The 25,169-nt window shown below is 65.8% G+C and carries 16 protein-coding genes; 7 read left to right on the top strand and 9 right to left on the bottom strand.

The annotated features are described in order from the left end of the window. Nucleotides 1-6,872 (bottom strand): two-partner secretion domain-containing protein (locus AC1DMA_RS29795; RefSeq protein WP_478146433.1); only part of this gene is annotated, 6,872 nt, incomplete at its 3' end. 12 nt (nucleotides 6,873-6,884) lie between these two features. After that, a complete protein-coding gene (locus tag AC1DMA_RS29790; RefSeq protein ID WP_478146432.1) occupies nucleotides 6,885-8,630 on the bottom strand; it encodes a ShlB/FhaC/HecB family hemolysin secretion/activation protein in 1,746 nt (581 codons plus the stop codon). A 537-nt stretch (nucleotides 8,631-9,167) separates the two neighbouring features. On the opposite strand from AC1DMA_RS29790, the gene AC1DMA_RS29785 reads away from it, so the two are divergent. Both AC1DMA_RS29785 and AC1DMA_RS29780 read left to right on the top strand, forming a co-directional pair. Further along, on the top strand, nucleotides 9,168-9,593 hold the full coding sequence (locus tag AC1DMA_RS29785) for an SgcJ/EcaC family oxidoreductase (RefSeq protein WP_478146431.1): 426 nt from the start codon (nucleotides 9,168-9,170) through the stop codon (nucleotides 9,591-9,593). 101 nt (nucleotides 9,594-9,694) lie between these two features. After that, a complete protein-coding gene (locus tag AC1DMA_RS29780; protein WP_478146430.1) occupies nucleotides 9,695-11,515 on the top strand; it encodes an FAD-binding oxidoreductase in 1,821 nt (606 codons plus the stop codon). Between the two features lie 6 nt (nucleotides 11,516-11,521). On the opposite strand, the gene AC1DMA_RS29775 is transcribed toward AC1DMA_RS29780, so the two are convergent. The 3 genes from AC1DMA_RS29775 to AC1DMA_RS29765 all read right to left on the bottom strand — a co-directional run bounded on the left by AC1DMA_RS29775 (nucleotide 11,522) and on the right by AC1DMA_RS29765 (nucleotide 13,577). Then, entirely contained in the window at nucleotides 11,522-12,805 is a 1,284-nt protein-coding gene (locus tag AC1DMA_RS29775) for a phospholipase D-like domain-containing protein (RefSeq protein WP_478127899.1), read from the bottom strand. 26 nt (nucleotides 12,806-12,831) lie between these two features. Further along, the gene (locus tag AC1DMA_RS29770) at nucleotides 12,832-12,972 is read right to left on the bottom strand and encodes a hypothetical protein (RefSeq protein WP_478127898.1); all 141 of its coding nucleotides are present in this window, start codon (nucleotides 12,970-12,972) and stop codon (nucleotides 12,832-12,834) included. Between the two features lie 68 nt (nucleotides 12,973-13,040). Continuing rightward, nucleotides 13,041-13,577: a MarR family winged helix-turn-helix transcriptional regulator gene (locus tag AC1DMA_RS29765; RefSeq protein WP_478146429.1), complete on the bottom strand. Its 537-nt coding sequence runs from the start codon at nucleotides 13,575-13,577 to the stop codon at nucleotides 13,041-13,043. Nucleotides 13,578-13,675: 98 nt separating this feature from the next. On the opposite strand from AC1DMA_RS29765, the gene badH reads away from it, so the two are divergent. The 4 genes from badH to aliA are packed head-to-tail and all read left to right on the top strand — an operon-like array spanning nucleotide 13,676 to nucleotide 18,133. Then, a complete protein-coding gene (badH, locus tag AC1DMA_RS29760) occupies nucleotides 13,676-14,443 on the top strand; it encodes a 2-hydroxycyclohexanecarboxyl-CoA dehydrogenase (RefSeq protein WP_478146428.1) in 768 nt (255 codons plus the stop codon). A 53-nt stretch (nucleotides 14,444-14,496) separates the two neighbouring features. Next, nucleotides 14,497-15,279: a 2-ketocyclohexanecarboxyl-CoA hydrolase gene (gene badI, locus AC1DMA_RS29755; RefSeq protein ID WP_478146427.1), complete on the top strand. Its 783-nt coding sequence runs from the start codon at nucleotides 14,497-14,499 to the stop codon at nucleotides 15,277-15,279. A gap of 9 nt (nucleotides 15,280-15,288) precedes the next feature. Then, nucleotides 15,289-16,440: a cyclohexanecarboxyl-CoA dehydrogenase gene (aliB, locus tag AC1DMA_RS29750; RefSeq protein WP_478127894.1), complete on the top strand. Its 1,152-nt coding sequence runs from the start codon at nucleotides 15,289-15,291 to the stop codon at nucleotides 16,438-16,440. A 37-nt stretch (nucleotides 16,441-16,477) separates the two neighbouring features. Next, on the top strand, nucleotides 16,478-18,133 hold the full coding sequence (gene aliA, locus AC1DMA_RS29745; RefSeq protein ID WP_478146426.1) for a cyclohexanecarboxylate-CoA ligase: 1,656 nt from the start codon (nucleotides 16,478-16,480) through the stop codon (nucleotides 18,131-18,133). Between the two features lie 24 nt (nucleotides 18,134-18,157). Here aliA and xth read toward each other — a convergent pair whose 3' ends face one another. The 4 genes from xth to AC1DMA_RS29725 form a co-directional block, all read right to left on the bottom strand. Beyond that, a complete protein-coding gene (gene xth / locus AC1DMA_RS29740) occupies nucleotides 18,158-18,934 on the bottom strand; it encodes an exodeoxyribonuclease III (protein WP_478146425.1) in 777 nt (258 codons plus the stop codon). A gap of 151 nt (nucleotides 18,935-19,085) precedes the next feature. Continuing rightward, nucleotides 19,086-20,153: an AraC family transcriptional regulator gene (locus AC1DMA_RS29735; RefSeq protein WP_478146424.1), complete on the bottom strand. Its 1,068-nt coding sequence runs from the start codon at nucleotides 20,151-20,153 to the stop codon at nucleotides 19,086-19,088. 118 nt (nucleotides 20,154-20,271) lie between these two features. Further along, complete coding sequence (locus AC1DMA_RS29730; protein ID WP_478146423.1) at nucleotides 20,272-22,038, bottom strand: tannase/feruloyl esterase family alpha/beta hydrolase; 1,767 nt, start codon at nucleotides 22,036-22,038, stop codon at nucleotides 20,272-20,274. Nucleotides 22,039-22,208: 170 nt separating this feature from the next. Further along, nucleotides 22,209-24,170: a helix-turn-helix domain-containing protein gene (locus AC1DMA_RS29725; RefSeq protein WP_478146422.1), complete on the bottom strand. Its 1,962-nt coding sequence runs from the start codon at nucleotides 24,168-24,170 to the stop codon at nucleotides 22,209-22,211. 194 nt (nucleotides 24,171-24,364) lie between these two features. On the opposite strand from AC1DMA_RS29725, the gene AC1DMA_RS29720 reads away from it, so the two are divergent. Beyond that, on the top strand, nucleotides 24,365-25,156 hold the full coding sequence (locus AC1DMA_RS29720) for an SDR family oxidoreductase (protein WP_478127888.1): 792 nt from the start codon (nucleotides 24,365-24,367) through the stop codon (nucleotides 25,154-25,156). Nucleotides 25,157-25,169: the final 13 nt, after the last annotated feature.

Below are 25,169 nucleotides of genomic sequence, written 5' to 3'. Positions count from 1 at the left end.
TCGACGAGCCAGACGATGTCGCTCGTGAGCTGGGCCATCTGCGCGGCAGTCAGGGCGATGCCGGGGGTCAATCCATACTGCTTGGCGAAGGTCACGCCCGCGTTCATGAGCGCGGTGTACTCGTCCTGGTCGCTGGTGTAGCCGTCCAGGTAGCGGTAGCCGGTGAGCTGCGCGATCTGCTCGCGAATGAGCTGCTGCTCATAGAAGCCATCGCCCAGGCGCTTTTGCACGGTGTCGGGGTTGAAGCCAAGGGCGTTCAGCAGGTAGTCGCTGCTGAGCCATTGGCGATAGTCGGCGAAGCGCGGATCGGTTTCGATCAGGTAATGGGCGGTCGCGCCCGGCTGGGTGCGAAACAGGCTCGCTGTGGGCAAGCGGGTCTCGGGCGTGCTGGTGCGAACGACCATCGGGATGCTGCGCGAACTGCCCGACTGGCCCGCGGCGTCCACCGCGCCCGCCGCGCCTGGCGTGGTGCCGCTGGCGCTTCCCGCTGGGTCCGCGCCGGCCGCGCCAGCGGCTTGATCGGCCACAGGGGCCGCGGCGTTGCCGCTGGCGGCTGCCGAACCGTTGACCGCGGAGGGCACTTCGATCACGGTGCCTGGGCCGTTTGCGCCGCCGGCCGAGACGCTGCCCGTGCTGCCTGCGGAACCTCCCGGCGCGTTGACGCCGGGCGCCGAGCCCGCGTTGTAGCCCAAGGTGGCGTTTGTGTCGTGCGTGTACTCGTAGGCACCGACGTCGATCGTCTGGGGCGGGTTGGAGAACGGCGCCACCGGGAAGGGCGCGCAACCGCCGCTGCCGTCGCACCCTATGACAGTGATGTTGCTCAGGCTCGTGGTCGACGTGCCCTTGGTGGCTTCGTTTGTCGCGCCGGGTGCGTTGAGCGCGCCGCCGGCGGTCACCTTGCTGTCGCGGTTGAACAGTTGGCCCTCGATGTTCATGTCGCCGCCTGCGACAAGGCGCGCCGGGGCCGCGTTGGTGGCGACGTCGCTCGTAGTCGTGACGGTGGCGGTCCAGTCGCCGTAGCCGATACCGACCAGGCTCTCCGTGCCATCGGGATTGCGGTGCCACACGAAGCCGGTGAGCGGATCGCCTCGGGTGTCGGCCAGGCTCCAGCGCTTCTGGTCCGCCGTGGTGACGAGGTAGTGGTCCTGCTCAGTGGTGGTCTGCTGCACCACCTTCAGGTGCGTGTCGATGTTGTTGACCTTCGTCATCGCAATCGACATGTCGCCGAGCGATTCGATCGAGGCGCTTTCGTTGTTGAGCACGCTGCCCTTGCCGGTGGCGTAGCCGTTGGCGTCCAGGCGGGCGCCGATAAACATATCGCCAGCGCTGAAAAGCAAAGCTCCGTCGCGGTTGTTGATGCTGTCGGCGCCGATGTCCAGTGTCGAGCGGCCGGCGATGGTGGCCGCCGACGCGGTGCCGTTGAGCGTCTCCGAGACGTTGTTCAGCGTGCCTGCGCCGATTGCCACCGCATCGCCGTAGATGCGCCCCGTTCCGATGTTGTTCACGGCGTTCGCATCGATGCGCGTCTGGCCCTGGCTGTCGATGAGCCCTCGGTTGTTGAGCGCCGCAGCCTGGATGAAGGTGTCGGTCCCGCTCATCTCGGCATTGGCGGTGTTCTCCACGACAGCGCCGCCAGCGTTCAGGGTGCCGCCCGCGAGCAGCTTGCCGTTGTTGGTCAGATTGCCAGTCGTCTTGTACGTGAGGTCTCCCTTGGCGCTGACTTCGCCGTTGTTCACGAGGTCTTGCGTTAGGGCGATGCTGAGATCCCACCCCGAGGCGACGCTGCCGTCAGCGCTGAAGGTCGCGGCGTCCAGCCGGAGGTCGTTGTTCGCCGTGAGCGTGCCGCCGGTATTCGTGATGGAAAGGGTCTTCGCGCCCGGTGTCGCTGCGTTCGGATCGGCAATGGCGAGCCTGTTGCCGGCCGAGATCAGCCCGTTGGTGTTGTTGACGCTGCCGCCGCTCGTGACGGTGGTGTTGCCGACCGTGCCGTCGCTGCGGATCGCGCCTGAGGTGTTGTCCAGGTTCGCGACATTGATCACGACGTTGCCGCCCTCGATGCCCTGGTCAGCACCCAGCGTGTTCGCGTTGCTGATCGATGCGGCGTCCAGCGCCGTGGTCGCCGCCGAGCGGATGAGGCCGCCAGAGTTGGCGACGTGGCCCGCGCTGACCGTGAGGTCGCCGACCGCCTGCGTCTGTCCGCCAGCGTTGTCGTAGGTTGCGCCGTGAGTGTCGATGCTGACGCTCGATTGCGCGAGGACGACACCGCCGCCATTGTTCGTGAATGACCCGGTGTTCGCGGTGAGCGCGTTCTTTGAGCCGATGAAGCCGCCCGTGTTGGTCAATGCGCCGGTTGCGATCGTCAGAGTGTCGGCGCTCGTGATGCCGCCCTGGCCGCTGGCATGCGCTGCCGCGTTGGTGTTGCTGAGCGCCTGTCCATTCGTGTCGATCGTCATCGCGCCGCCGGACTGGATCAACCCGGCGTCGTTCGCGAGTGCGCCGGAGTGGACGGCCACCGTGGTTGCGGCCGCGATCGTGCCTTGTGCGTTCGTCAGCGCGACCCCGTTCGTATCGATCGAGAGCGCGTTTGCGAAGACCTTGCCGAGCGTGTTGTCCAACCCGGCGTTGGCGAGCGCGACGCTTCCTCCGGCCTGCAGGGTGCCGGAGGTGTTGCGCGTGCTGCCGCTGGTCGTGACGTCGAGGTCACCCAAAACGGCTGCGACCGTGCCCTGCGTGTTGTCGAGGCTCGCGGCCGTGACCGTTGTATCGCCATTCGCCGCCAGCATGCCGCCGACGTTCGTGGCCGTGCCCGTGACGGCGGCTGCGAGATCGCCCACGGCGGTGATGCGTCCCGAGTCGTTGACGAGGCTGCCCGCGTGGATCGTCGCGCCGCCGCCCGAAGTGATCAAGCCTGCCGCGCTGTTGTCGGCGACGCCCGCTGTGCTGACGTCCAGATCGGCGGTCCCGGCGGTGCGGATCGATCCGGCTCGGTTGTCCAGGCTGAGCGCAGAGAGGGTCGTAGCGCCATTGCTCGCGATGCTTCCACCGTTGCTGTTGTCGAGCGCGCCCCCGACTGTGATGCGCATCGCATCGGTCCCGGTCTGCACGATGGTGCCTCCGCGATTGCCGAGCGACCCCGCATCGATGGTGATCTGCTTCGCGGTGGCAGCGCCGCCGTCCTGGTTGAAGTCGCCCATGACCTGGGCGACCAGCGCGCCATTGCTCGTGATCTCTCCTCCTGGACCCTGCAGGCTGCCTGCGGTCAGCGCCAGCGTGCCGGCGCCCGCGTGCAGGATCTGGCCGGCCGCATTGGAGAGCGTTCCTGCCTCGATGGCCACATCCGAGCCGTTGCTCGCGATGAGCCCTCCATCGTTGGTGAGTGGCCCCGAAACGGCGATGCGTGTGGTGCCGGCGCCGCTCTGGACGATCTGCGCACCGAGCGTGTTGCTCAACGCCGCCGCATCGATGCTCACCTGCTGAGCGACGGTGGCGCCGCCCGCTTGAGCAAAGTTGCCGACGCGCGCACTGAGCACGCCATTGCTGGTGATCTGCCCGTCGTTCGCGCGATAGGTCGCGGCGTTCAGCAGCAGGGTTCCGGCGCCGGCGTGTTCGATGGCACCGCCCGAATTCACGAGCGTGGCGCCCTGCAGGTTCAGCCGCAGATCGCCTCCGTTGGTGGCAAGGCGGCCTGCGCTGTTGTCGAAGGTGCCGGTGACAGTGATGTCGGTGGCCTCGGCGCCGCTCTGGACGATGGAGCCAGCCCGGTTGCTCAGGTCCGTGGCGGCGATGGATATCTGCTGCGCGGCCATGCTGCCGCCGTCCTGCTCGAATCGCCCGGCCTTGATGTCCACGCGACCGTTGGAGAGGAGGGCGCCGCCAGCGCCGCTGAAGGTGCGAGCCTTCAGCGCCAGCGTTCCGGCCCCGGCATGCTCCAGCCGGCCCTGGGTGTTCACCACCGCGTCCGCGCCGAGCATGAAGTCCGCGCCGTTGGTACTGATGCTTCCGGCGGAGTTGTCCAGGTCGCCCGCGACTGAAATGCGCGTCGCGCCTTCACCGGTCTGGGTGACGGTTCCGCTCTTGTTGCTGAAGCTGCCCGCATCGATGGCGAGTTGCTGCGCGCTGGTCGTGCCGCCGTCCTGTTTGAAGGCGCCGGCGACGTTGATGGCGAGCGCGCCATTGCTCAAGACGCTGCCGCCTGCACCGTCGAAGATGCCGCCGTTGATCGACAGGGCGCCCGCGCCGGCATGGTGGATCTCGCCTGTCGTGTTGATGATGCGGCCAGCCGACAGGGCGAGGTCCTGACCGTTGCTCGCAATGAGACCGTTCGAGTTGTCCAGGCTCCCGGCCACCGCGATGGTGCTGGAAGCTGCGCCTGTCTGGACGAGCTCCGCGCCGTTCGTATTGACGATGTTCGAGACACGCAGGTCGAGCTGCCCCGCGTTGATCTGGCCGCCGTCGTTCACGAGTGCCTGCGCGGCGAGATTGTTTGCCGTCACAGTCAGCGTGCCGGGCGTGACCACGGTGGCGCGGCTCGTGGCGACTTCGCCTTGCGTGGCACTGATCGCAATGTTCGCAGCGCTTGTCGTGCTGTCGGACAGATCGACGCTCGCGCCTTGCAGCGTGACGCTGGCTGCAAGGTTCTGGCCCTGGGCCACGAGCGCGCCGGTGGTCGTCACATGCAGATCGCCAGTCGCGGCGAGGCTGCCGTCGGCATTGATTCCTGCGCCAAGGACGCTGCCGGTTCCGGCTCGTAAGCTCGCGGCATCGATCGTCGTATTCCGTCCCGCCGTGATGCTGCCGTCGGTTGAAAGCTGGCCCGCGACCCTGATGGCGGTGTCGTTCGTGCCGCGCAAGGTGCCGCTGTTGCTCACGCTGCCGGCACGGATCGAGAGGTCGGTCGCGGCGCCGATCTGGCCGGAGTTCGTCAGTGCGTTCGAGACGTTGACCGAGACGCCAGCCGTGGCCGAGGAAATCGCCCCCTGTGTGTTGTCCAAGGACTTGCCCGAGAGCGTGACGGCCTGGTTGGCAACCAGCGAGCCCGCCGAGTTCTGGACGTCGCCTGCAACGCGTGCATTCAGCGCGCCGGCAGCGGAGATCGCGCCGCGCATGTTGTTCGTGGCGCCGCCGACTTCGAGCACCACGTCCCCGTTGCTCTCGATGGAGCCGTCCTGATTGTTCAGGTCGCCGCTGGTGGTGATCGTCACGCTGCCGGCGTGCAGCTTGCCTCCGGCGCCGTTGTCGAAGGTCCCGACATCGGCAGTGAAGTTGTTTGCGACGTTGAGCACGCCTCCTGCGTTGCTGAACGCGGGGCCGCTGACGGTCAGCGTGCCAATGTCCAGTTGGCCGCCCGAGTTGTTCACCTGCGGGGTTTGCAGCGTGATCGGGCCTCCGGCGTAGATGCGGCCGCCTTCATTCCTGATCTTTCCGTTCGCGGCCGTGATGCTGCCCGGCGCTGGCGGCGAAGAGCCGGGGGAGGGCGGCGTGTTCGGCGCGCCCTGTCCTGCGTTGCCGGGAGTTCCAGGGCCGCCCGCGCCGCCCGCATCTGCCGGATCGCCGCCGGTGTTTTCATTGCCGCTGCTTGGCTCGTTGGGAGATGGCGCTGCGGGGGCTGGCTCGGCACCGATGACCGCGCCGGCCGTGTTGTTCAAGATGGGCGCGGCGAGCGTAAGGCCCGCCGCGCCGTTCTGCCGGAGCGTCCCGGAGTTCACGACGTCGCCGGCCGCGCTCGCAAGCTCGATGCGCTGACCTTCCAGGGTCCCCGAATTGGTGAGGTCGCCGGTCGAGCTGATCTTCGTGGCACCGACGCTCAGCACCGTGCCGCTGTTGGTAAAGCTTGGCGCCGCAATGATCGCGTCGCCTGCCGCCTGGATCGTGCCGATGTTCTCGATGCGTCCGGAGGCCGTCACGGTCAGTTCGCCGATGCCCATGAGGGCGGCATTGCCGGCGCCGGTCTGGATGGTCCCGGCGTTGCGCGCTCCGACGCCTGCCTCGGTGCCCATGATCCAGATCTTCTGGGCATACATTCCACCCAGCGTTCCCGAGTCGAAGGCGAGCGGTGGCGTCGGCCCTGTGCCCGCGATCGGTGCGACGTTGGCAGCAGCGCCCGGTGCGCTGTCGGCGCCCACCTGGTTCGCGCCCGTCACCACGCGCAGCTCGCCGCCGCCCCAGACCCCGGCGTTGATCGAGACCATGCGCGCATAGAGCGCCGCAAACTCCGTCCCGCTGGCATTGAGGCCGGCGCCGCTCACGCCGATGGTCCCCCCAGTGACGCGATAGCTTTCGATGCCGCCGTAGGCGTTGAGCTGCGGCGCGCCGGTGGTCAGGGTCACGCGATTGGCGTTGATGAAGGTTGCCCCGTCCACCTGAATGCCCGAGGGGTTCGCGATGACGATCTCGGCCCTTGAGCCGGCGACCTCCAGCGGACCGCGCAGGTAGCTCGGCGAGGAGCTGTTCACCTCGTTGAGGATGATCCGCGCGGACCCGTTCGCAAGCCACGGATTCGCGGCAAGGAAGCCGCCCAACTGCGATTGCACGGGAGTGCGCGAGTTGTTGAAGATGGCGCCCGATGCGTTGACATCGAACTGCCGATAGACGTTGCGAGACACGCCCGCCGCGGAAGGCGTCACGATGTTGATGACAGGCACGCCATTCGGTGCGGCGAGCACGGTGGGCCGCTGATTGCCTGGTGCGTTTGGGTCGCCCGCGATCTGGGCCTGCGCGGGTGCAAAGGCAAAGGCAAAGGCAGCCAGCACCGGTATTCCGACAGCCCCGGAGGTCGTGCCCGGTGCCTTGCCGGCGCTTCGCGCGTTCTCCTGTACCGCGATCCGCATTCCTCGTGCGGCGCTAAAAATCACCCTGTGTCGCAGCTTGTTCATCTTGTTGTTGCGTTAGAAGTTGTAGTTCAGGCCGAAGCCGGCAGTGACGTTCGCGGTGCGAAAGCCCTCGGGTTTGCTGATGGGCGTCCCGACAAAGAAGTCGTAGTTCAGGCCGCGGAATGCGCCGCGAACGCCGACAACGCCGCCCGCGAGCTCAGAGCCGGGCTGAAACGCGACGGAAAGCCCACCAACGTGGCCGTAGTCCACGCCTGCATACAGTTCGGCACCGCTCTGGCCGAGCGCCAGGCCGAGGTCGTTGCGGATGAACCAGCCGCGTTGGCCGAGCAGGCTGTTTTCGCCGTCGAAGCCCCGCACCGTGTAGCGTCCGCCGATCGTGAACTGGTCCTGCGGCGTGAGGGGCGTGCGGTTCAGTTGTGCGCGCCACAACGCGCTGTAGCGAAACTGTTCGCCCCCGAGCTTGAAGGGCGAATCGAGATTTGCCTCGGCCGTGAAGAGCTTCATGCGGGAGGTGCCTTCGCCGAAAGCTTCTTCGGGTGCTGGCTGCGATCCAAACGCGCCCGTGCCGCGCCGGTAGGCAAGGGTCGCATCCAAGGTGGCTTCACCGATGAACTCACGGTGATTGATGTTGGCCTCCCAGCCGCCGACAGTGCGACGTTGAACATCGACCTCGGTGTCATCGACGAAGTTGTGCGAAGCCCGCCGCCATGCCCGGAGCGCCGTGGTCGTCTTGCGCGAGGCGTCCCGGTAGATGAGTCTTGCGAGCTTCACCTCCGCGTTGCTCGATTCACCGCTATAGACATAGTCTTCGTACAGACCCGCGACGGACTGGCGGTAGTCGTTCTGCGATGCTGTCGCGCTCAGCAGCCAATAGCCGTAGGGAACGGAGTAGTGCACGGTCTGACCGGCCGTGCCCTGGCCTTCATGGTTGAAGACATCGTGACTGAGGCTGACATAGAAAAGATCATTCAGTCCAAGCGGGTTGTCCCAGGCGACGGTGGCGCCACCCTGGATTTTTCCGGTAGCGTCCGTTCCGCCGTCGTCGAGACTCAGGGTCGCCCGCAACGGACCCAGCGCCGAAGGTTTGCGTGTGTACGCAATCACCAGATCGCTGTCGCCGGGCCGAGCGTCGCTGGCGCGCGACGCCTCGATCTGGATGTCGGCGTCTGCCGTTGGAAGGCGCTTAAGGTTTTCCAGGCCCTGCTCGATGTCGCGCAGATTGACCAGATCACCAATGCGTGCGGGAATGGCGCCGCGCAGGCTCGTGATTGCGGCCTCGATTGCGGTCTCGTTTGTGGCCTCGCCCGGGCCGTGTTCGGGTTGCTTGAACCGGATGGCCGCGATCCGGCTGGGCACCAGCGTCAGGGTCAACGTGCCGGCGGAGAGATCCTGCGGGCCGACCAACACGCGCGTCGTGACGAACCCGCGGGCGATGATGGCCTGCTGCACGCGCGCGAGGATGACATTCACCCCCTCCGTGCCGAGGCAGCGATCGCGCCAGTCATCGGGCGCATCCCCTGATTTCGATGCGGCATTCAGCGCCCACTGAAAAGCATCCGCGAGTTCTCCCGACAAGACGAGCCGGTGAATATCGAAGCACGGCACCTCGCGAACGGGCAGGGTTTGCGCTTCGATGACTGCGGGCTTCGGTCGGTCGTCGACGGTGCGCTCTTGCTGCTCGCGCAATGCGCGTTCGCGCTCTTGCTGGCGCTGTTCCTCGCGCAGCGCCCGTTCGCGCTCTTGCTGGCGCTGTTCCTCGCGCAGCGCCCGTTCGCGCTCTTGCTGGCGCTGTTCATCCATGAGCGGCCTCGGTGTGGAGGCAGTCTGCGCGTGCGCCGCGAACGACGCGACAGCGCCGCTCAGCAGGAGGGGCGAAAGCTTGGAAACGGAGAGTGTGGAAACACGTCGCACAGGCCCGGTGGCCCGCGCACTACGGCGGAGGAGTTGAATCATTTTTCTTGCTGAAGCGTCCGGGGAGGACGCGATACGTGCGGGGTGTCCCGTCACTGAAGCCTTCTTGAGCGCTTCTTGGGGATTAGTCTATGAACAGCAGCTGAGATGCCGGCTCAATACGTCCAGGACTTTGAGAAAAATTTCACCGAATCTTCTCGTTGAGGACGGGTCGTCGTTGCAACGCCACGAGTCCCGAGACAGAGCGCCAAACACGTCTGGATCAGAATGCGAACTAAAGAAGTCTCGGGTAAGACATTTGGATAGCAGCGTCAGAAATGCAAATGAAGTTCACGTTTCACTCAGGAGCGTCTTGCTGAATATTTGGCGCACTATTCGCAGTGCCATCCGAAGTTCCATCATCGAGTCCTGTGAGGACGATCGCAAATGAAACACCCTGAAGACATGCCCCTGGCGTTTCAAACCGCGTGGAACAACCACGACCTCGACTCCTTCAAGACTCTGTTTCAAGATGACGCGACATTCGTGAACCGATTCGGGCATTACGTGCGCGGCGTCGAAGAAATCGTCAAGATGCACGCGCCCATTCACGCGACCATCTATAGCGACTCCACGCTCGATAACGAGTTGATCGATCTCATCGCCATCAGTGACGATGCAGTGGTCATGCACTTCTGGAGCCGTCTCAAGGCCGGTGCGGCTCATCCGGCCGGCCCTCACGCGGTCGACACGCTGATCCTCGCCGTGCTGACGCGGCAGTCTGATGAATGGCGGATCAAGGCGCTCGAGAACGTCACGTTGACGAATCCTCGCACTGGAGAAGCGGTGTTGAGAGACGACCGGGCGCCCTGACGCCGGCCGCCATTGGCTCCGTGCTCATGCATCTCGCGCCGCGTCCAATCGATTTGTCGCATCGGATTCCCGCCGGCTCGACACGCAGCCAGAATGACGGAATGACACTCCACTCGAAAACCCGAAGAAGCCTTTGGCAGGCTGCTGCAGTGCTGCCATTCGCACCGCTGCTGCCAAAAATCGGATGGGCCGCTCAGGCGTCGGCTCGCGCCCGGGTCCGGCCGGGCGAGCCGGGCTGGCCTTCGAGCATGCAATGGCAGCAGCTGAAAGAGCAGGTCGGAGGGCGGCTGATCGAGGTGCGGTCGCCGCTCGTCGCCTGTCGCGCCACACCGGCCAGCGCCGAATGCGCGCAGCTGTTCAAGTCGATGAAGAACCCGTATTTCATCGGCGACGACGTCGCACTGACGCAGACGCTGGGCTGGGTCGACGCCTGGACATCCTCGCCGAGCGTCTACGCAGTCGCGGCGCGCGAAACGAGCGACGTCGCGGCAGCCGTCGACTTTGCGCGTGAGCACCGGTTGCGCTTGGTCGTGAAGGGCGGCGGCCACAGCTATCAGGGCACGTCGAATGCGCCCGATTCGCTGCTGGTCTGGACCCGGCACATGAATGCGGTCACGCTGCATGACGCTTTCATTGCCGATGGCTGCGCGGCGTCTTCCGCGCCCCAACGTGCCGTCACGGTCGAAGCCGGTGCCATGTGGTCGCAGGTGTATGACGCTGTGACGACGCAGGCAGGCGGCTATGTGCAGGGCGGCGGCTGCATGACGGTCGGCGTGGCGGGATTGATCCAGAGCGGCGGCTTCGGCAGCTTTTCGAAGCGCTACGGTCTTGCGTCGGGCAGTCTGCTCCAGGCCGAGGTGGTCACTGCCGATGGCCAGGTGCGCATCGCCAATGCCTGTACCAATCCGGAGCTCTTCTGGAGCCTCAAAGGTGGCGGCGGCGGCAGTTTCGGGGTGGTCACCAGGCTCACGCTGCGCGTGCACGAGTTGCCCGAAAACTTCGGCGCTGTGAACCTGACGATCAAGGCGAATTCGCCGACCGCGTTCCGATCGCTGATCGGCAAGGTCCTGGCGTTTTATGGCGAGTCGTTGATGAACCCCCATTGGGGCGAGCAGATCCGCTTTCGCACCGACAACACGGTTGCGGTGTCGATGGTGTTCCAGGGCCTGACGCGAAGGCAAGCGCGGGTCGTCTGGCAGCCCTTTCTCGATGCCGTGGGGGCGGCGTCGGATGACTTCAGCGTCGACGCCGGGATGTTCTCCGTCGTCTCGGTTTCGGCGCAGGAGTTCTGGTCGCCGACGCTCATCAAGCGCACGCTCGGCTTCGTGGCAAGCGATGACCGGCCGGGCGCGCCGAAGACCAACGTGTTCTGGCCCGGCGATCAAAGGCAGGCGGGCCAGGTGCTGCACGGTTACGAGTCTGGCTGGCTTCCCGCCGCACTGTTGCAAGGCGACCGGCGAGAGGCGCTCGCCGATGCACTCTTCGCAGCGAGCCGGCACTGGCCCTTGTCGCTGCACTTCAACAAAGGGTTGGCGGGGGCGCCGCCCGAGGCGATCACCGCGGCGCGCGACACCGCCATGAACCCGGCCGCGCTGGATGCCTTTGCGCTGGTGATCCTCGGAGCGGACGAGCAACCCGCGTACCCGGGCATCGCGGGCCACGAGCCCAACGCATCACAGGCGCACCAGCGAGCGCAAGCGATTGCACGCGCAATGGGCGAGCTTCGCAAGCTGGTGCCGAACCCCGGCGCCTATGTCTCGGAAAGCAATTACTTCCAAGCCGACTGGCAGCAGGCTTTCTGGGGATCGAACTACGCACGGCTGCGCGCGGCGAAGTCTCGGTACGACCCTGAGGGCCTGTTCTTCGTACACCACGGCGTGGGCAGCGAAGACTGGAGCGACGACGGCTTCACGCCGCGATAAAAGCAATCAAAGTTGCGTCGACAACAGCGCGGCGAGGTGTTCCATGGCCTTTTCGATCAATGGCCGGTTCTGCCATTCCTGCAGCGTCAGTTGCTTCGACTGGCGCAAATCCGCTTCGAACTGCTTTTCTTGCGCCGCGGCGAAGCCCTCGTCGTAGATGTTGAGATTGGCTTCGTCGTTCAGCCGAAACGAGCGGTTGTCGAAGTTGGTCGAGCCGACGGAGACCAGCAGTCCGTCGACGGTGAAGACCTTGCAGTGAAACATCGTCGGCTGGTATTCGCTGATCTGAGCGCCGGCGGCCAGCAGCGGCCCCCAGGCCGCCCGCGAGGCGCCCCGGACGGTCTGCGAGTCGATGATCGGTCCGGGCGTGATGATGCGCAGCCGCACGCCGCGCTTCATGGCGGCGACCAATGCCGCGACGGTGAGGTCATCGGGAACGAAGTAGGCGCTCGACAGGTCGATGGTCCGCTCCGCCGCCGCGATCGACATCAGGTACATCAGGTACACGCTCTCACTGCCGCCTGAAGGCGAACTGCTGAACATCTGCGCCCGGCCGTCGCCCGCGTTGTCGATCGGCGGAAAGTAGCGCGCGTCATGCAGCACGTCGCCTGAAACCTTGATCCAGTTCTCCATGAAGACCGCTTGCATCTGCGCGACGACGGGGCCTTCGGCCATGAAATGCGAGTCGCGCCAGTGTTCGGCGTCCTGCGCGTTCCCGGTCCACGCCGGCGCAATGCCCACCCCGCCTGTGAACCCGACCTTGCCATCGACGACGAGGATCTTGCGGTGCGTGCGGTTGTTCATGCGCGCGAGGTCGTACCAGGAGGGCTTGTGGAACTTGCGGATCTGCACGCCCGCGGCTTCCATCTCCTTGAGAAAGTCTTTGTCGACCTTGGAACTGCCCACCCAGTCGAGCAGCACATGCACCGGCACGCCAGCGCGCGCGCGTTCCGACAGGGCATCGGCAAACTGCTTGCCGATATCGCCGGACCAGTAGATGTAGGTCTCGAAGGTGATGCTTTGCCTGGCGCTCCGGATGGCGGCCAGCATCGGCGGAAAAATGCTGTCGCCGTTGTAGAGCGCGGCGAAGCGGTTGCCGCTCGTGATCGGCTGGCCGAGCATCACGCCCAAGGCCCGTTGGTACTGGGGGTCGCGCAGCCCGTACTCGTGCTTGACGTTCTCGACGACCTTCTTCTCGCCGGCCGTGAAGTTCAGCGCCAGGACCGCCGCCGCCACGGTCACCAGGAATGTCCATGCGATGAGTTTGAAACGGCTTTTTTTTCTTGGCATGCGCGTGGAAGCGGAATTCGTCGGCGCTATGGTGCCTTGCCGAGCGGATTCGTCGACCGGATGTGGCCGCCTTCGATTTCCTTGCCGATCTTGTGCCGCAGGAAAACCACCATTCCACCGGCTGCGATTGCCACCGCGGCCACCGCGAACCACCCGAGCGTTGCCATCTATCGTCCTTGCCTGTTGCAGAGGGATTCAACGCGGTTGCCCGCTCCGGCGTTGACTCGCGCGGCGATCAGGCGTCCTGGACCGCCTCGTCGCCACCGCCCTGGCGGTCGTCGACGGCTTGCATGTTGTCCAGGATCTTCAGCAGGTAATGCAAGGTGTGGGCGATGTCGTTCACCGAAAAGCCTTCGAGCACCTGCGCGTAGTACCCGTGGATTTTGGGCAAGGCTTCTTCTTGCCACACGCGCAGCCCCGCGTCCGTCATTGACACGAGGCGCGAGCGACGGTCGCGCTCGTCGGCTGCGGTCTGGATCCGGCCGTCCCTTTCCATGCGGCTGAGCAGCCCCGAAAGGTTCTGCCGACTCACCTTCAGGTAGCGCGCCAGGTCGCCCATGCTCATGCCTTCGCGCACGGCCGGCCTCGCCAGCGCTCCAAGCACTGCCCACTGCTGCGTGGTCAGGCCCTCCGCCTCCACCGCCTTGGTGCCGGTTTTGTGCAACATGTTGGCACATTGATAGAGGCGAAAGAACACGCGGTTCGCCAGTTCAATCCTGGTCGTCTCTTCGGCTTCAGTAAGTCCGGAAGGCCTGGTAGTAGGGTTAACCATAGAAAAATCTCTCTTCAAAACGTCTTGCATTCGTGATCGGGTCGGTCGCATACTATGTCAACATCTTGACGTATATGCAAACTTCACGGAGAAACCCGATGCAGAGATTTGAAAGCAAGACCGTGGTGGTCACCGGTGGCGGCGGCGGTATCGGCGGAGCGACCTGCCGGCGCTTCGCTCGCGAAGGCGCAAAAGTGGCGGTGTACGACATGAATTTGGAGGCTGCCGAGAAGGTGGCTGCCGGTATTCGCGAATCCGGCGGACAGGCGCAGGCCTACCGCTGCGACATCACCGATCGCGCAAGCGTCGATCAGGCGGTGCAGGCCACGGAGCAGGGTCTGGGCGCCATCGACGTGCTCGTCAACAACGCCGGGTGGGACGTTTTCAAGCCCTTCACCAAGACCGAGCCGGCGCAGTGGGACAAGCTCATCGCCATCAACCTGACGGGCGCACTGCACATGCACCACGCCGTGCTCCCCGGCATGGCGGCGCGCAAGGCCGGCCGCATCGTCAACATCGCCTCCGATGCGGCGCGTGTCGGCTCGTCGGGCGAAGCGGTCTATGCGGCATGCAAGGGCGGCCTGGTCGCTTTCTCGAAAACCATCGCGCGCGAACATGCGCGCCATGGCATCACGGTCAATGTCGTTTGTCCGGGGCCGACTGACACGGCCTTGTTCGCCGACTACAAGCAAGGCGCGGGCAATCCCGAGAAGCTGATGGAGGCGTTCACGCGCTCGATTCCGCTCGGCCGCATCGGCCAGCCGGACGACTTGCCCGGCGCGATTCTTTTCTTCGCCAGCGACGACGCCGGCTTTGTCACGGGACAGGTGCTGAGCGTGTCCGGCGGCCTGACGATGAACGGCTGATCCCGAGACGGCCTTTCTCCACAACTTCTCCTCCACAACCTTAGGAGCACTCCATGGAATTCGAAGACATCCTCTACGAGGTACGCAACGGCGTGGCCTGGATCACGATCAACCGGCCCGAAAAGATGAACTCGTTTCGCGGCCAGACCTGCGACGAACTCATCAGGGCCATGAACCGCGCAGGCTACGACCGCAGCATCGGCGCGATCGTTCTGGCCGGCGCCGGCGACCGTGCGTTTTGCACCGGCGGCGACCAGTCCGCGCACGACGGCAACTACGACGGGCGCGGCACCATCGGTCTGCCGATGGAAGAGCTCCATGACGCAATCCGCAACGTGCCCAAGCCGGTGATTGCGCGCGTGCAGGGCTTCGCGATCGGCGGCGGCAACGTGCTGTGCACGATCTGCGACCTGACGATTGCGTCCGAGAAGGCCATCTTCGGCCAGGTCGGGCCCAAGATGGGATCGGTCGATCCGGGCTACGGCACGGCTTTTCTTGCGCGCGTGGTCGGCGAGAAGAAGGCGCGCGAGATCTGGTATCTGAACCGCCGCTATAGCGGCTCCGAGGCCGTCGCCATGGGACTGGCCAATGCGGTGGTGCCGCACGAGCAGCTCGATGCCGAAGTGCAGAAGTGGGCCGAGGAAATCTGTGAGCGCAGTCCCACGGCCATCGCTATTGCCAAACGCAGCTTCAACGCCGACACCGCACACCAGAGTGGCATCGCCGGCATGGGCATGTACGCGCTCAAGCTCTTCTATGACACTGAAGAGTCGCGCGAAGGTGTCAGCGCCCTGAAGGAAAAGCGCAAGCCCAACTTTCGCAAGTACGCGAAATAGGGGCGGGCGATGAACCCCTATCTGGACGAAGACCTCACAGCGCTCGGCGACCACGCGCGCCGTTTCGCGGCCGAGCGCATTGCCCCCGGCTTTCTGGAGCGCGACAAGACCCGCGTACTCGAGCGCCAGTTGATGCGCGAGATGGGCGAGATGGGGTTCATTGCGCCCGAATTGCCCGAGGCACATGGCGGCCAGGGCATGGGTTGCCTGGCCGCTGGCGTGATCCACGAGGAGATTGCGCGGGCCGATCTCAGCATGTCCTACATCAACCTGCTGGCCTCGCTCAATGGGCAGATCCTCTCGCAACACGGGCAGCTCGAAGTCGTCCGGCCGTGGCTTCAGAAGCTGACGCGGGGCGAGGCGTTGTTCGCCATCGCGCTGACCGAGCCGCGCGGTGGTTCGGATGCGGCCAACCTGCGGCTGCGCATCGAACGCGTTGGCGACAACTACGTGATCAACGGCGAGAAGACCTCCATCTCGGCGGCGGACCAGGCCGATGCGGCAGTGGTGTTCGGCCGCACCGGGTCGATCGATTCGGCAGCGCACGGCGTGACCGCGCTGCTGGTGCCGATGGACCTGCCCGGCGTCACGCGCAATCGCTTCGATTGCCATGGGCAGCGCGCGATCGGGCGTGGCTCGCTGTTCTTCGAGAACGTGCGGGTGCCGGTCAGCCATCGGCTGGGCGAAGAGAACAAGGGCTTTGTGCAGGTGATGCAGGGCTTCGATTTCTCGCGTGCGCTCATCGGCCTGCAGGTCCTTGCCGTGGCGCGCGTGGCGCTGGAGGAAACCTGGGACTACGTCGCGCAGCGCGAGGCCTTCGGCAAGCCGCTGTCGGCGTTTCAGGGCGTGTCGCATCCGCTGGCGGACTTCGACACGCAGGTCACCGCCGCGCGGCTGCTTTGCCTGCAGACCCTGTGGCTCAAGGACAAGGGCGCGCCGCACACCGCCGAAGCGGCGATGTGCAAGTGGTGGGCGCCCAAGTTGGCTTATGACGCGATTCACCAGTGCCTGCTGATGTTCGGCCACGGCGGCTATGACCGCGGCGTGATGGAGCAGCGCCTGCGTGACGTGCTTGGCTTCCAGATCGGCGACGGCACCGCGCAGATCATGAAGACGATTGTGGCGCGCACCCGCGCGGGCCGGGACGCCGTGCCGGCCTGACACCCTCATCGACAGACAAAAAAGCAGGAGACAAGACATGGAATTCGATGCCGTATTGCTGCCGCCGCGCCGCGCGCGCATGGTCGCCCAGGGCCTCTGGCATGACCGCACCATCAATGACGACCTGGACGGGTGTGTCGCTGAATGTCCCGACAAGCTGGCGCTGACAGCCGTGCAAGTGGAGGAGGGCGTCACGACCCGCTTCACCTACCGCGAACTGGCGCGCATGGCCGATCGCATCGCGGTGGGGCTGTCGCGCCTGGGCGTGCGCCGCAACGACGTGGTGGCTTGCCAGTTGCCCAACTGGTGGCAGTTCACGCTGGTCTATCTGGCCTGCTCGCGCATCGGCGCCGTGATGAACCCGCTGATGCACATCTTCCGAGAGCGTGAGCTGTCGTTCATGCTCAAGCACGGCGAAGCCAAGGTCGTGATCGTGCCGAAGACCTTTCGCGGCTTCGACTTCGAGCGCATGCTGACCGAGCTGCAGCCGGCATTGCCCCATCTGGAGCAGATCGTGGTAGTTGGCGGCACGGGCGCGAACAGCTTCGACGCACTGCTCAGCGGACCGGCCTGGGAGAACGAGCCCGACGCGCACCAAATCCTCACAAGCAGCCGGCCCGGTCCGGACGACGTGACGCAGCTGATCTACACGTCGGGCACCACGGGCGAGCCCAAGGGCGTCATGCACTCGGCCAACACCACGATGGCCAACATCATTCCCTACGCAAAGCGACTGCAACTCGGGGCCGACGACGTGGTGTTGATGGCTTCGCCAATGGCACATCAGACCGGCTTCATGTATGGGCTCATGATGCCGATCATGCTCAAGGCAAGCGCCGTGGTGCAGGACGTCTGGGACCCGAAGCGCGCGATCGAGCTGATTCGCGCCGAGGGCGTCACCTTCACGATGGCCTCGACGCCGTTCCTCACGGACCTCGCCCGAAGCGTCTCCGAGACGGGCCAGGCGGTGCCGAGCCTTCGCACGTTCCTGTGCGCAGGGGCGCCGATTCCCGGGCCGCTGGTGGAGCAGGCGCGGCAGGGCCTGGGCGCCAAGATCGTGTCGGCATGGGGCATGAGCGAGAACGGCGCCGTCACGCTGATCCGGCTCGACGACGATGACTCGCGCGCGGCCATGACCGACGGTCTGGCGCTGCCGGGCGTGGAACTCAAGGTGGTCGATGAGTTCGGCGAGAAGCTGCCGTTCGACCAGCCGGGACGGCTGCTCGTTCGCTCGTGTTCGAACTTTGGCGGCTACCTGCGGCGTTCGCATCTCAACGGCACCGACGCCGACGACTGGTTCGACACCGGCGACCTGGCGCGCATCGACGCGCAGGGCTACATCCGCATTACCGGCCGCAGCAAGGACGTGATCATCCGCGGTGGCGAGAACATCCCGGTGGTCGAGATCGAGTCGCTGTTGTATCGGCACCCGGCGATCGCGATGGCGGCGATCGTGGCGTACCCGGATGAGCGGCTTGGCGAGCGCGCCTGCGCGGTGGTCGTGCCCAAGCCGGCGCAAAGCGTGGACCTGCCCTCGATCGTGCAGTTCCTGAAAGAGCAGAAGGTGGCGATGCAGTACATCCCGGAACGCCTGGTCGTGCGTGACGCACTGCCTTGCACGCCGTCCGGGAAGATCCAGAAGTTCAAGCTGCGCGAATTGCTGCGTGAACTGCTGCGAGAAGGCGAGGTATGAACAAATGGGCCGCGGCGCCGGTTGTCATTCAGGCGCGGCCAGTTCGATCCACATCGGCGCGTGATCGCTCGGCTTGTCGCGCCCGCGGTGCTCCGAGTCCACTCCCGTTGCTCGCAAGCGGGTCTTAAGGCCGGGGCTCAGCAGGATGAAGTCCATTCGGAATCCCGCGCCCCTGCGGAACGCCTCGCCATTGACCCAGAACGTGTACAGCTCCTTGCGACCCTGTGGATTCAAGTGGCGCGCGCTGTCGATCCAGCCTTGGGCCAGAAGCCGCTGGTAGGCAGCTCTGGTCTGCGGCTGGAGCACGGCATCGAATCGCCATGAGCCCGCGTTGTAGATGTCCTCGTTGGTAGGCACCACATTGAAGTCGCCGCAGAGCACGACCTCGCGCGCGGCGAGTGTCTTCGCATGCGCGATGAAGCGGTCGAACCATTGAAGCTTGTAGTTGAAGTTGTCGCTCGGCACGGGGTTGCCGTTCGGCAGGTAAAGCGACACCACGTGCAGATCGCCGACAGCAGCCTCGAGATACCTCGCCTGCCCATCCGCATCGTCTCCGGGAAGGCCGCGGCGAACTTCCACCGGCGCGGCGCCCCGCGACAGGATCGCTACGCCGTGATGCCGCGGCTGGCCGTGCCACACGACTCGGTAGCCCGCCGCTTCCAGAGCTTCGTGCGGAAACGTCGCATCGCCGGTCTTGATTTCCTGGAGGCAGGCGATGTCGGGCGAAGCCTCGTCGAGCCATTCCAGAAGACGTGGCATCCGGCCTTTGATGCCGTTGACGTTGAAGGTGGCGATCTTCATGGCGCAGGGGCCGATGCGTTGGATGAGGCATCGTCGCCTCCGCGTGGGAGCGGCAGTGTCAGCCGTGGCCCTCGATCTGGCGACTCGCAAGCCGACAGGCCGTGTCCAGGCTAACGCCGGCCCGCGCGCTGCGGGGCGCGCGCATCCCGGCCTACGACAAGCTCGCCGAGAACACAGGATTCAAAGGGCGTTTCGCCCGCCGAAAGCGCGCGGGGGACATGCCCGCCCAGCGCAGGAAGGCACGCCGGAAGTTGGCCGGGTCCGAGAAGCCGGTCATCTCGGCCACCTGCTCGACGCTGGCTTGCGAACATTGCAGCTGCTGGCTGGCCATGCTGTATCGGACCTGATCGGCGATGCGCGAAAAAGATGTCCCCTCGCAGGCCAGGTGCCGCCGCAGCGTGCGATCGGTCATCTTCAGCGTCGAGGCCACCGCCTGCATGTCGGCGCCGGGGCCGGGCAGCACGCGCAACGCGCGATAGACCTTGCCCGCAAAGCCGAGCGAGGCCTCCATGTCCGCCAGCTGGGCGTCGCATGCGGATTGCAGCGTGCCCGTGGTGAATGGGTTGGCCAGTCGCGGGCGCCGATCGAGAACGTTCTTGCCGAAGCGCAATTCGTTGCGGTGCCAGCCAAAGACGCAGGGGCATTGCAGGTGCCTGGCGTAGTCGGCTTGGTGAGCCGGCGCTGCATGCGTGAAGCAGGCGAGCACGGGAGCGCACGCCGGTCCCACGAGGTCTTGCAGTTGCGTGACGAGCCGTGCGAACTGCTGCTCGACGAGAAAGAGGCGCAACGCCGGAGCCAGTTCGCGTGCCCCTTCATCATTGACGAGCCACAGTGCGCCGCCTTCGCCGGTCTGTGCCTCGATGGCCAGCACCGAGGCCGTCATCGACTGGTACTTCGTGGCCAGACGGAAATGGACGGCGACGGATTCACAAGTCAGCAGCATCAGGCCGTAGAGGCCGCAGTCGGACAGATGCAGCTCGCGCCCGACCCGTAGCGCGAGGCTGGCTGTGGACGCGAGGTTCAGTGCGTTGCGGCACGCCGCCAGGTACTGTTCGACGGATGTCTGGCACGCCACATCGTCCAGATCGGCCGGCTGCAGCCCGGTGCCTGCGAGCACGGCGCGAGGGTCAATGCCTTCTGCGTGCAGCAGCCGCGTCAGGGCTGCAATCTGATGAGGGGGATAGTGCCTCCCCCCGGACAAGGGCATCCAATGTGACATGCATCCGCCTCGCCAGGCCAAAGTTCATGACAGGAGTCTGTGGCCTGGCGAGGCCCGCGCCTATGTGTGCGCATGACACACATCGGACGCGATGGATGTGACGAAAGCGTGGCCGCGATCAGCTGCTGGCGCAGCTGTAGGACTCCGCCGCGTTCACGTCGCCCGAGCCCTTGTATTTGGGCCATGTCGGGTAGTCGCAGAGCGGGCGCTTGCGGCCCGGAACACCTGCCGTGTCGGTCGCGACCTGGGCTTTGGGTGCGACACCCTTCTCGGACCAGTTTTCCAGTGCGGTCAGCGAATCCCAGGAGACGTTGAACACGGTGCTGACCGCATGGCCATAGCCCGCGACTTCATAGAACCGTGCGAAGGTGTCGACATTGGCCGCCCCGAACTGCGTCTGCAGCCGCTGGTAGTACTGCTCGGTGGCGCGCGTGCTCACGAGCACGTCGGACAAGCCGTGCGCGAGCAGCAGCTTGCCGCCGCGTGCCACGAAGGCCGACACGTCGCTGCTCACGTCGAGCATGGTGCTCAGCTCGCTGAGACGCTCGCCCCAGGGGCCGGGGTTCTCCGGATCGAGCGAGAGAGAGTTGTACGAAGGGTCGCGCGTGACGCCGTACTTGATGACCTGGTCCAACTGCTTGGTGATGTAGGGCGCGCCGGCAGGCACGGGCATCGCCGGCTGTTCGGTGCCCAAGTTGAGGAAGGTCACCGTGGGCTGCAGCGGCGAGGGGTTGCTCGTGATGCCCAGGTCCGCTCCCCAGACGTTGTAGCCGGGATAGCCCTGCGAGCCGCTGGCGAGGAAGAAGTTGAACTTGGTCGCCGTGTTCATCGTCTTCAGCGCCGAGATCTGCGCGTCCGACAGGCAGGTGTCGCCGGTGTCGACGCCGCCGGCACAGCGAAGCGGCACGCCGTTCAGCGTCGCGGTGGACGGATCGAAGATGCCGTTGCATGCGCTCTGGTTGTTGATGAGCCCGTCCACGAGACCGTCGAGTCCGTCACAGGCTTCGAGCGATGCGTTGCGGATCAGTATCCGCTTGGCCGTGTTGGGATAGGCGCCCGGCTGCGCGAGCGCGCGGCTCGCCCGGTGGCCGCCGAGCATGGCCGACAACTGGTTCCACGCCGGATACCAGGCAATGATGCCGTCCCAATCCTCCGGCCAGCGCTGCGCCACCGACAGGGCCTCGCGACCGCCGGTCGAACCGCCGGCGAAGTACGCCTTCTTCGGCGCGCCGGCCGCATAGCGCGCCTTGATCAGGTAGATGGCGGCGTCGTGCGTCTTCTTGAGCGCCTCGCCTCCAAAGTTGCGCATCGCTTCGTCGTTGAGCTGGAACTGCCCGTCGAGCGAGCCCGCCGCGTTGGCTTGGTGGCCCGAGTCGCTGGCGAAGACGGCGTAACCGCGGGCCAGCGGCACAGGTTGATCCGTCGGGCCTGCGGGGACGTTGCCCGCGACGCTCGGCAGGGTGCCGTCCAGCCCGCCGCCGCCGAACATGGCCGCCTTGTTGTTCCAGGCCGTGGGCAGGGCCACGCGGAAGATGATGTTCGGTGCGCTCGAATCCACGGGCGCAATCGCGCCGGTGACGCGGCAGTACTCCGGCGTCGCGGCGGCGCCCGTGCCTGCGGCAGGGACGACGAGCGCCTCCGTCACCTTGGCGCCGGTCGTAGGCAGCCCAATGGCCGATGCGGGAATCGTCAGGCCCGCCATTTCCTGGCAGCTCAGCGCCTTGGCTGTCGGAGCGGGCGCCGGGGGCTGGGCAGGCGAGCTGGGCGAGGCAGCGGGCGGGGTAGAGATCGGGATGAAATTGCTGCCGCCGCCGCCACAGGCGGACAGAAGGGGAGCGCAGCAGCCCAACGCGAGTAGAAGGTTGTGTTTCACGGAAGTCTCCATCTTTTCGAGGTTTCGGCAGCACGCTCTGCACTGCCTTGCGGCCGAATCATGGAGAGCTGCGCCGGCGCCTGAAAGGTCACTGACGGAAGGCGAGAGGTCATTTGAGGACACACCGGGGAAAGCACCATCCGGGTTTCCCCAAGGGCGTGCGGCCTCGCGGCTTCACCGAATCACGGTGCTGCGCTCAGGCTCCAGAGGCGCAACGCCATATGAATCTCCAGCGCACGCGCAGCATGACCCCAATGGCCGAGCAACTCCTCGATCGTGGCGAGCCGCTGGCGCACGGTGTTGACGTGGATGCCCAGGCGCTGCGCAGTCGTCTTTGCGTTCTGGTTGCAATCGAAGTAGTTCAGCAGCGTGTGTGCGAGTTCGGCATTGCGCTTGCGGTCGTAGGCGATCACGCATCCGATCGTGGCTTCCAGGAACTGGCTCAGGCTCGTCTGGTCGTGCGTCTCGAAAAGCGCGGAGTAGAGCGCCAGCTCGTTTTGCCCGATCACCTGGCCCTGAACGCCGAGCCGGCCGAGCACGCCGAGGGCTCGCTTGAGCGTCGCGTACAGCGCAGGGATCCCGGCCGGCGAGCCAACCGGCCGCGAGACCACGCCCCGGTGCACCGCGCTGGCATCGCGGCCGGCCCAATTCATCACCGCCTGGCGCACATCGATGGCCCGCGTCGCGGCGCAGAGCATCACCAGCACGCCGTCGATGTCGTCCACGAGCACATGCTCCATCGACGGCAGGCTGCGAAAGTGCCGCGCGGCGTAGCCGGCGCTCGGGCCTTCGATCTCCACGAGCAGCAGCGTCAGCGGTTGCGCCAGGTCCAGGCCGATGCGCTCGGCCCGATTCGCCAGGTCGGCCAGTTCGTCCTGGCGTGGCGACACCAGGGAGCGGAGCAAGGCAGAAGTGCTGCGGCTCTTGGTGGCCTCGATGCGTTCCTGTGACAGGAGCACGATGCCGATGACGCTGGAGCTGCGTTCGAAGGTGCGCACGGCGCCTTCTTCGAGTGCGCCGCGATGAAAGAGGGCGATGGAACCGAGCACGTCCTCGCCGCCGATGACTGGCATGACGCGGCAGGATTCGCCGTTCGCTTCGTAGGCGACGACCGAACGACCCCTCTCGCGGCTCTGCCGCAGGGCGCGCGTCAACTCGGCGCCGTGCTCGCCATGGGCTTGGTAGTGTTGCGCACCGCCGTCGGCGTAGTTGGCCGCGGCGCCCCGGCTGATGACCTGCGCCGCTTCGTCCAGCACCAGAAGGCTGCCACCCAGCAGATCCGCCACCGTCTGGCACAAGGTGGACAGCGGCGCGCCGCGCGCCAGCAGCGAAGTCATCTGCGCGTGCGCATCGGCAGCGGCCTGGATGCTTCGCACGTGGCCTTCGAGTTCCGCGCGCGCCGCGTCCGCGTTCTCCAGCGCGGTGTGTACCCGGCCAAAATCGCGCGCGTTCTTCAAGGCCACTGCACCGTGCGTGGCCAGTGTGCAGAGCGTCGAAAGGCTTTGCGTCGTATGGACGTGCTGGTATCGGTCCGCCAGGAACAGCAGACCGATCACCTCGGAGTCCCAGATCAGCGGCACGCCCACGAGGGCGGAGATGCCTTCCTCGCGGAAGACCTCGTCCAGGCTCCCGTGGTGCGCGAATCGCTTGTCGTGCAGATAGTCGGGGGTGGTGAAGGGCATGCGCGTGGCCATCACCACATTGGCGACGCCAAGGTCACGGCGCGCCACCATGCCGGAGACCCGCGGTGAGACGGCGCCATCGGCCACCAGCACGCGAAAGCCATCGATCTGCGTGTCGTAGCCGGACAGCCAAGCCAGGTCGGACCCAAGCAGATTGCGCGCACGCGCCACGATGGCACTGAGCAGGCTCGTCACATCGAGCTGGCTGGAAAGATCCTTGGCCGACTCGATGACGGCGGACATGCCGCGCTCGCGCTGCAACAGAAGCTCGATGCGGTTCTGGACGGCCATGCCCATGCGCACGATCTCGATGAGGCTGGACTTGTCCGGCCTGCTGTCTGGCAGAGCCTCGATCTCGGCAATGCACTGCGCGAAGTCCTCCGCGGCGGCACCCTGGTGCAGCATGCCCACGAGACGGCGCGCGATCTGCTCGCCGCGCTCGATTTGAATCACAGTGCTCATGGGGACCTCGTTCGCCCACGGTGGGCGCGTAGTGCGACTGCATCGCGACGGGCGAAAGGCTACCAGAGGCGCAGGGCGAATCGACGCCCGGCGACAGGGCTGCAACCACATCGATGCGCCCGCAAATGTGTGCATGGGACACATAGGGTTGAACAGGCTGTCCGCGCAGACTCGCTCCAACCCCAAGGAGTCTCATGTCCCTGCTCGAATCTCTTCGGCCAACGCCAGGCCTGCGCGTCCTCGTCACGGCAGGCGCGAGCGGGCTCGGGGCGCGCATCGCACGCGCCTTCGCCGAGGCGGGAGCGAGAGTCCACGTCTGCGACATCGACCGTTTGGCGCTCGATCGCCTGCTTGGCGAAGCGCCCGGCCTCACCGGCAGCGTGGCCGATGCATCGGTTGCCGCCGACGTCGATCTGGTGTTCGAGGACGTGCGGACAGCCATGGGCGGGCTCGACGTGCTGATCAACAACGCGGGCATTGCAGGCCCGACCGGCTCCATCGAGACGATCGACGCAGGGGGCTGGGAACGCACGATCGACGTCAATCTCAATGGCCAGTACTACTTCGCGCGGCGCGCCGTGCCCTTGCTCAAGCAATCGACCTCCAGCCCCGTGCTGATCGCGATGGGCTCGGTCGCAGGACGTCTGGGCTACGCCTTTCGCACGCCTTATGCGTCGAGCAAATGGGCCATCGTGGGCTTGACCCGATCGCTCGCGATCGAACTCGGACCCGACGACATCCGCGTCAACGCCATCCTTCCTGGCGTGGTGGAGGGTGAACGCATGCAGGGCGTGATCGCCGCGCGCGCCGCATCGCTGGGCATCACCGAAGACGCGATGCGCGAACAGTACCTGCAGAAGATCTCCCTGCGGCGCATGGTCACCGCGGATGACGTCGCCGCCATGACGCTCTTCCTGTGCTCGCCGGCCGCACGCAACGTCAGCGGGCAAATCATCAGCGTGGACGGAAACCTCGAGTACCTCTGAGCCGCGCGGGCGG

The sequence above is a fragment of the Variovorax sp. 05N34 genome, from assembly GCF_056397405.1.
This window is presented reverse-complemented; position numbering and strand designations above follow the sequence as displayed.

Bases quoted from the DNA above. Each gene is read 5' to 3' on its own strand.
- AC1DMA_RS29790 (WP_478146432.1), bottom strand. From the start codon at position 8,630: ATGGATGAACAGCGCCAGCAAGAGCGCGAACGGGCGCTGCGCGAGGAA.
- AC1DMA_RS29785 (WP_478146431.1), top strand. From the start codon at position 9,168: ATGAAACACCCTGAAGACATGCCCCTGGCGTTTCAAACCGCGTGGAAC.
- AC1DMA_RS29780 (WP_478146430.1), top strand. From the start codon at position 9,695: ATGACACTCCACTCGAAAACCCGAAGAAGCCTTTGGCAGGCTGCTGCA.
- AC1DMA_RS29775 (WP_478127899.1), bottom strand. From the start codon at position 12,805: ATGCCAAGAAAAAAAAGCCGTTTCAAACTCATCGCATGGACATTCCTG.
- AC1DMA_RS29770 (WP_478127898.1), bottom strand. From the start codon at position 12,972: ATGGCAACGCTCGGGTGGTTCGCGGTGGCCGCGGTGGCAATCGCAGCC.
- AC1DMA_RS29765 (WP_478146429.1), bottom strand. From the start codon at position 13,577: ATGGTTAACCCTACTACCAGGCCTTCCGGACTTACTGAAGCCGAAGAG.
- badH (WP_478146428.1), top strand. From the start codon at position 13,676: ATGCAGAGATTTGAAAGCAAGACCGTGGTGGTCACCGGTGGCGGCGGC.
- badI (WP_478146427.1), top strand. From the start codon at position 14,497: ATGGAATTCGAAGACATCCTCTACGAGGTACGCAACGGCGTGGCCTGG.
- aliB (WP_478127894.1), top strand. From the start codon at position 15,289: ATGAACCCCTATCTGGACGAAGACCTCACAGCGCTCGGCGACCACGCG.
- aliA (WP_478146426.1), top strand. From the start codon at position 16,478: ATGGAATTCGATGCCGTATTGCTGCCGCCGCGCCGCGCGCGCATGGTC.
- xth (WP_478146425.1), bottom strand. From the start codon at position 18,934: ATGAAGATCGCCACCTTCAACGTCAACGGCATCAAAGGCCGGATGCCA.
- AC1DMA_RS29735 (WP_478146424.1), bottom strand. From the start codon at position 20,153: ATGTCACATTGGATGCCCTTGTCCGGGGGGAGGCACTATCCCCCTCAT.
- AC1DMA_RS29730 (WP_478146423.1), bottom strand. From the start codon at position 22,038: ATGGAGACTTCCGTGAAACACAACCTTCTACTCGCGTTGGGCTGCTGC.
- AC1DMA_RS29725 (WP_478146422.1), bottom strand. From the start codon at position 24,170: ATGAGCACTGTGATTCAAATCGAGCGCGGCGAGCAGATCGCGCGCCGT.
- AC1DMA_RS29720 (WP_478127888.1), top strand. From the start codon at position 24,365: ATGTCCCTGCTCGAATCTCTTCGGCCAACGCCAGGCCTGCGCGTCCTC.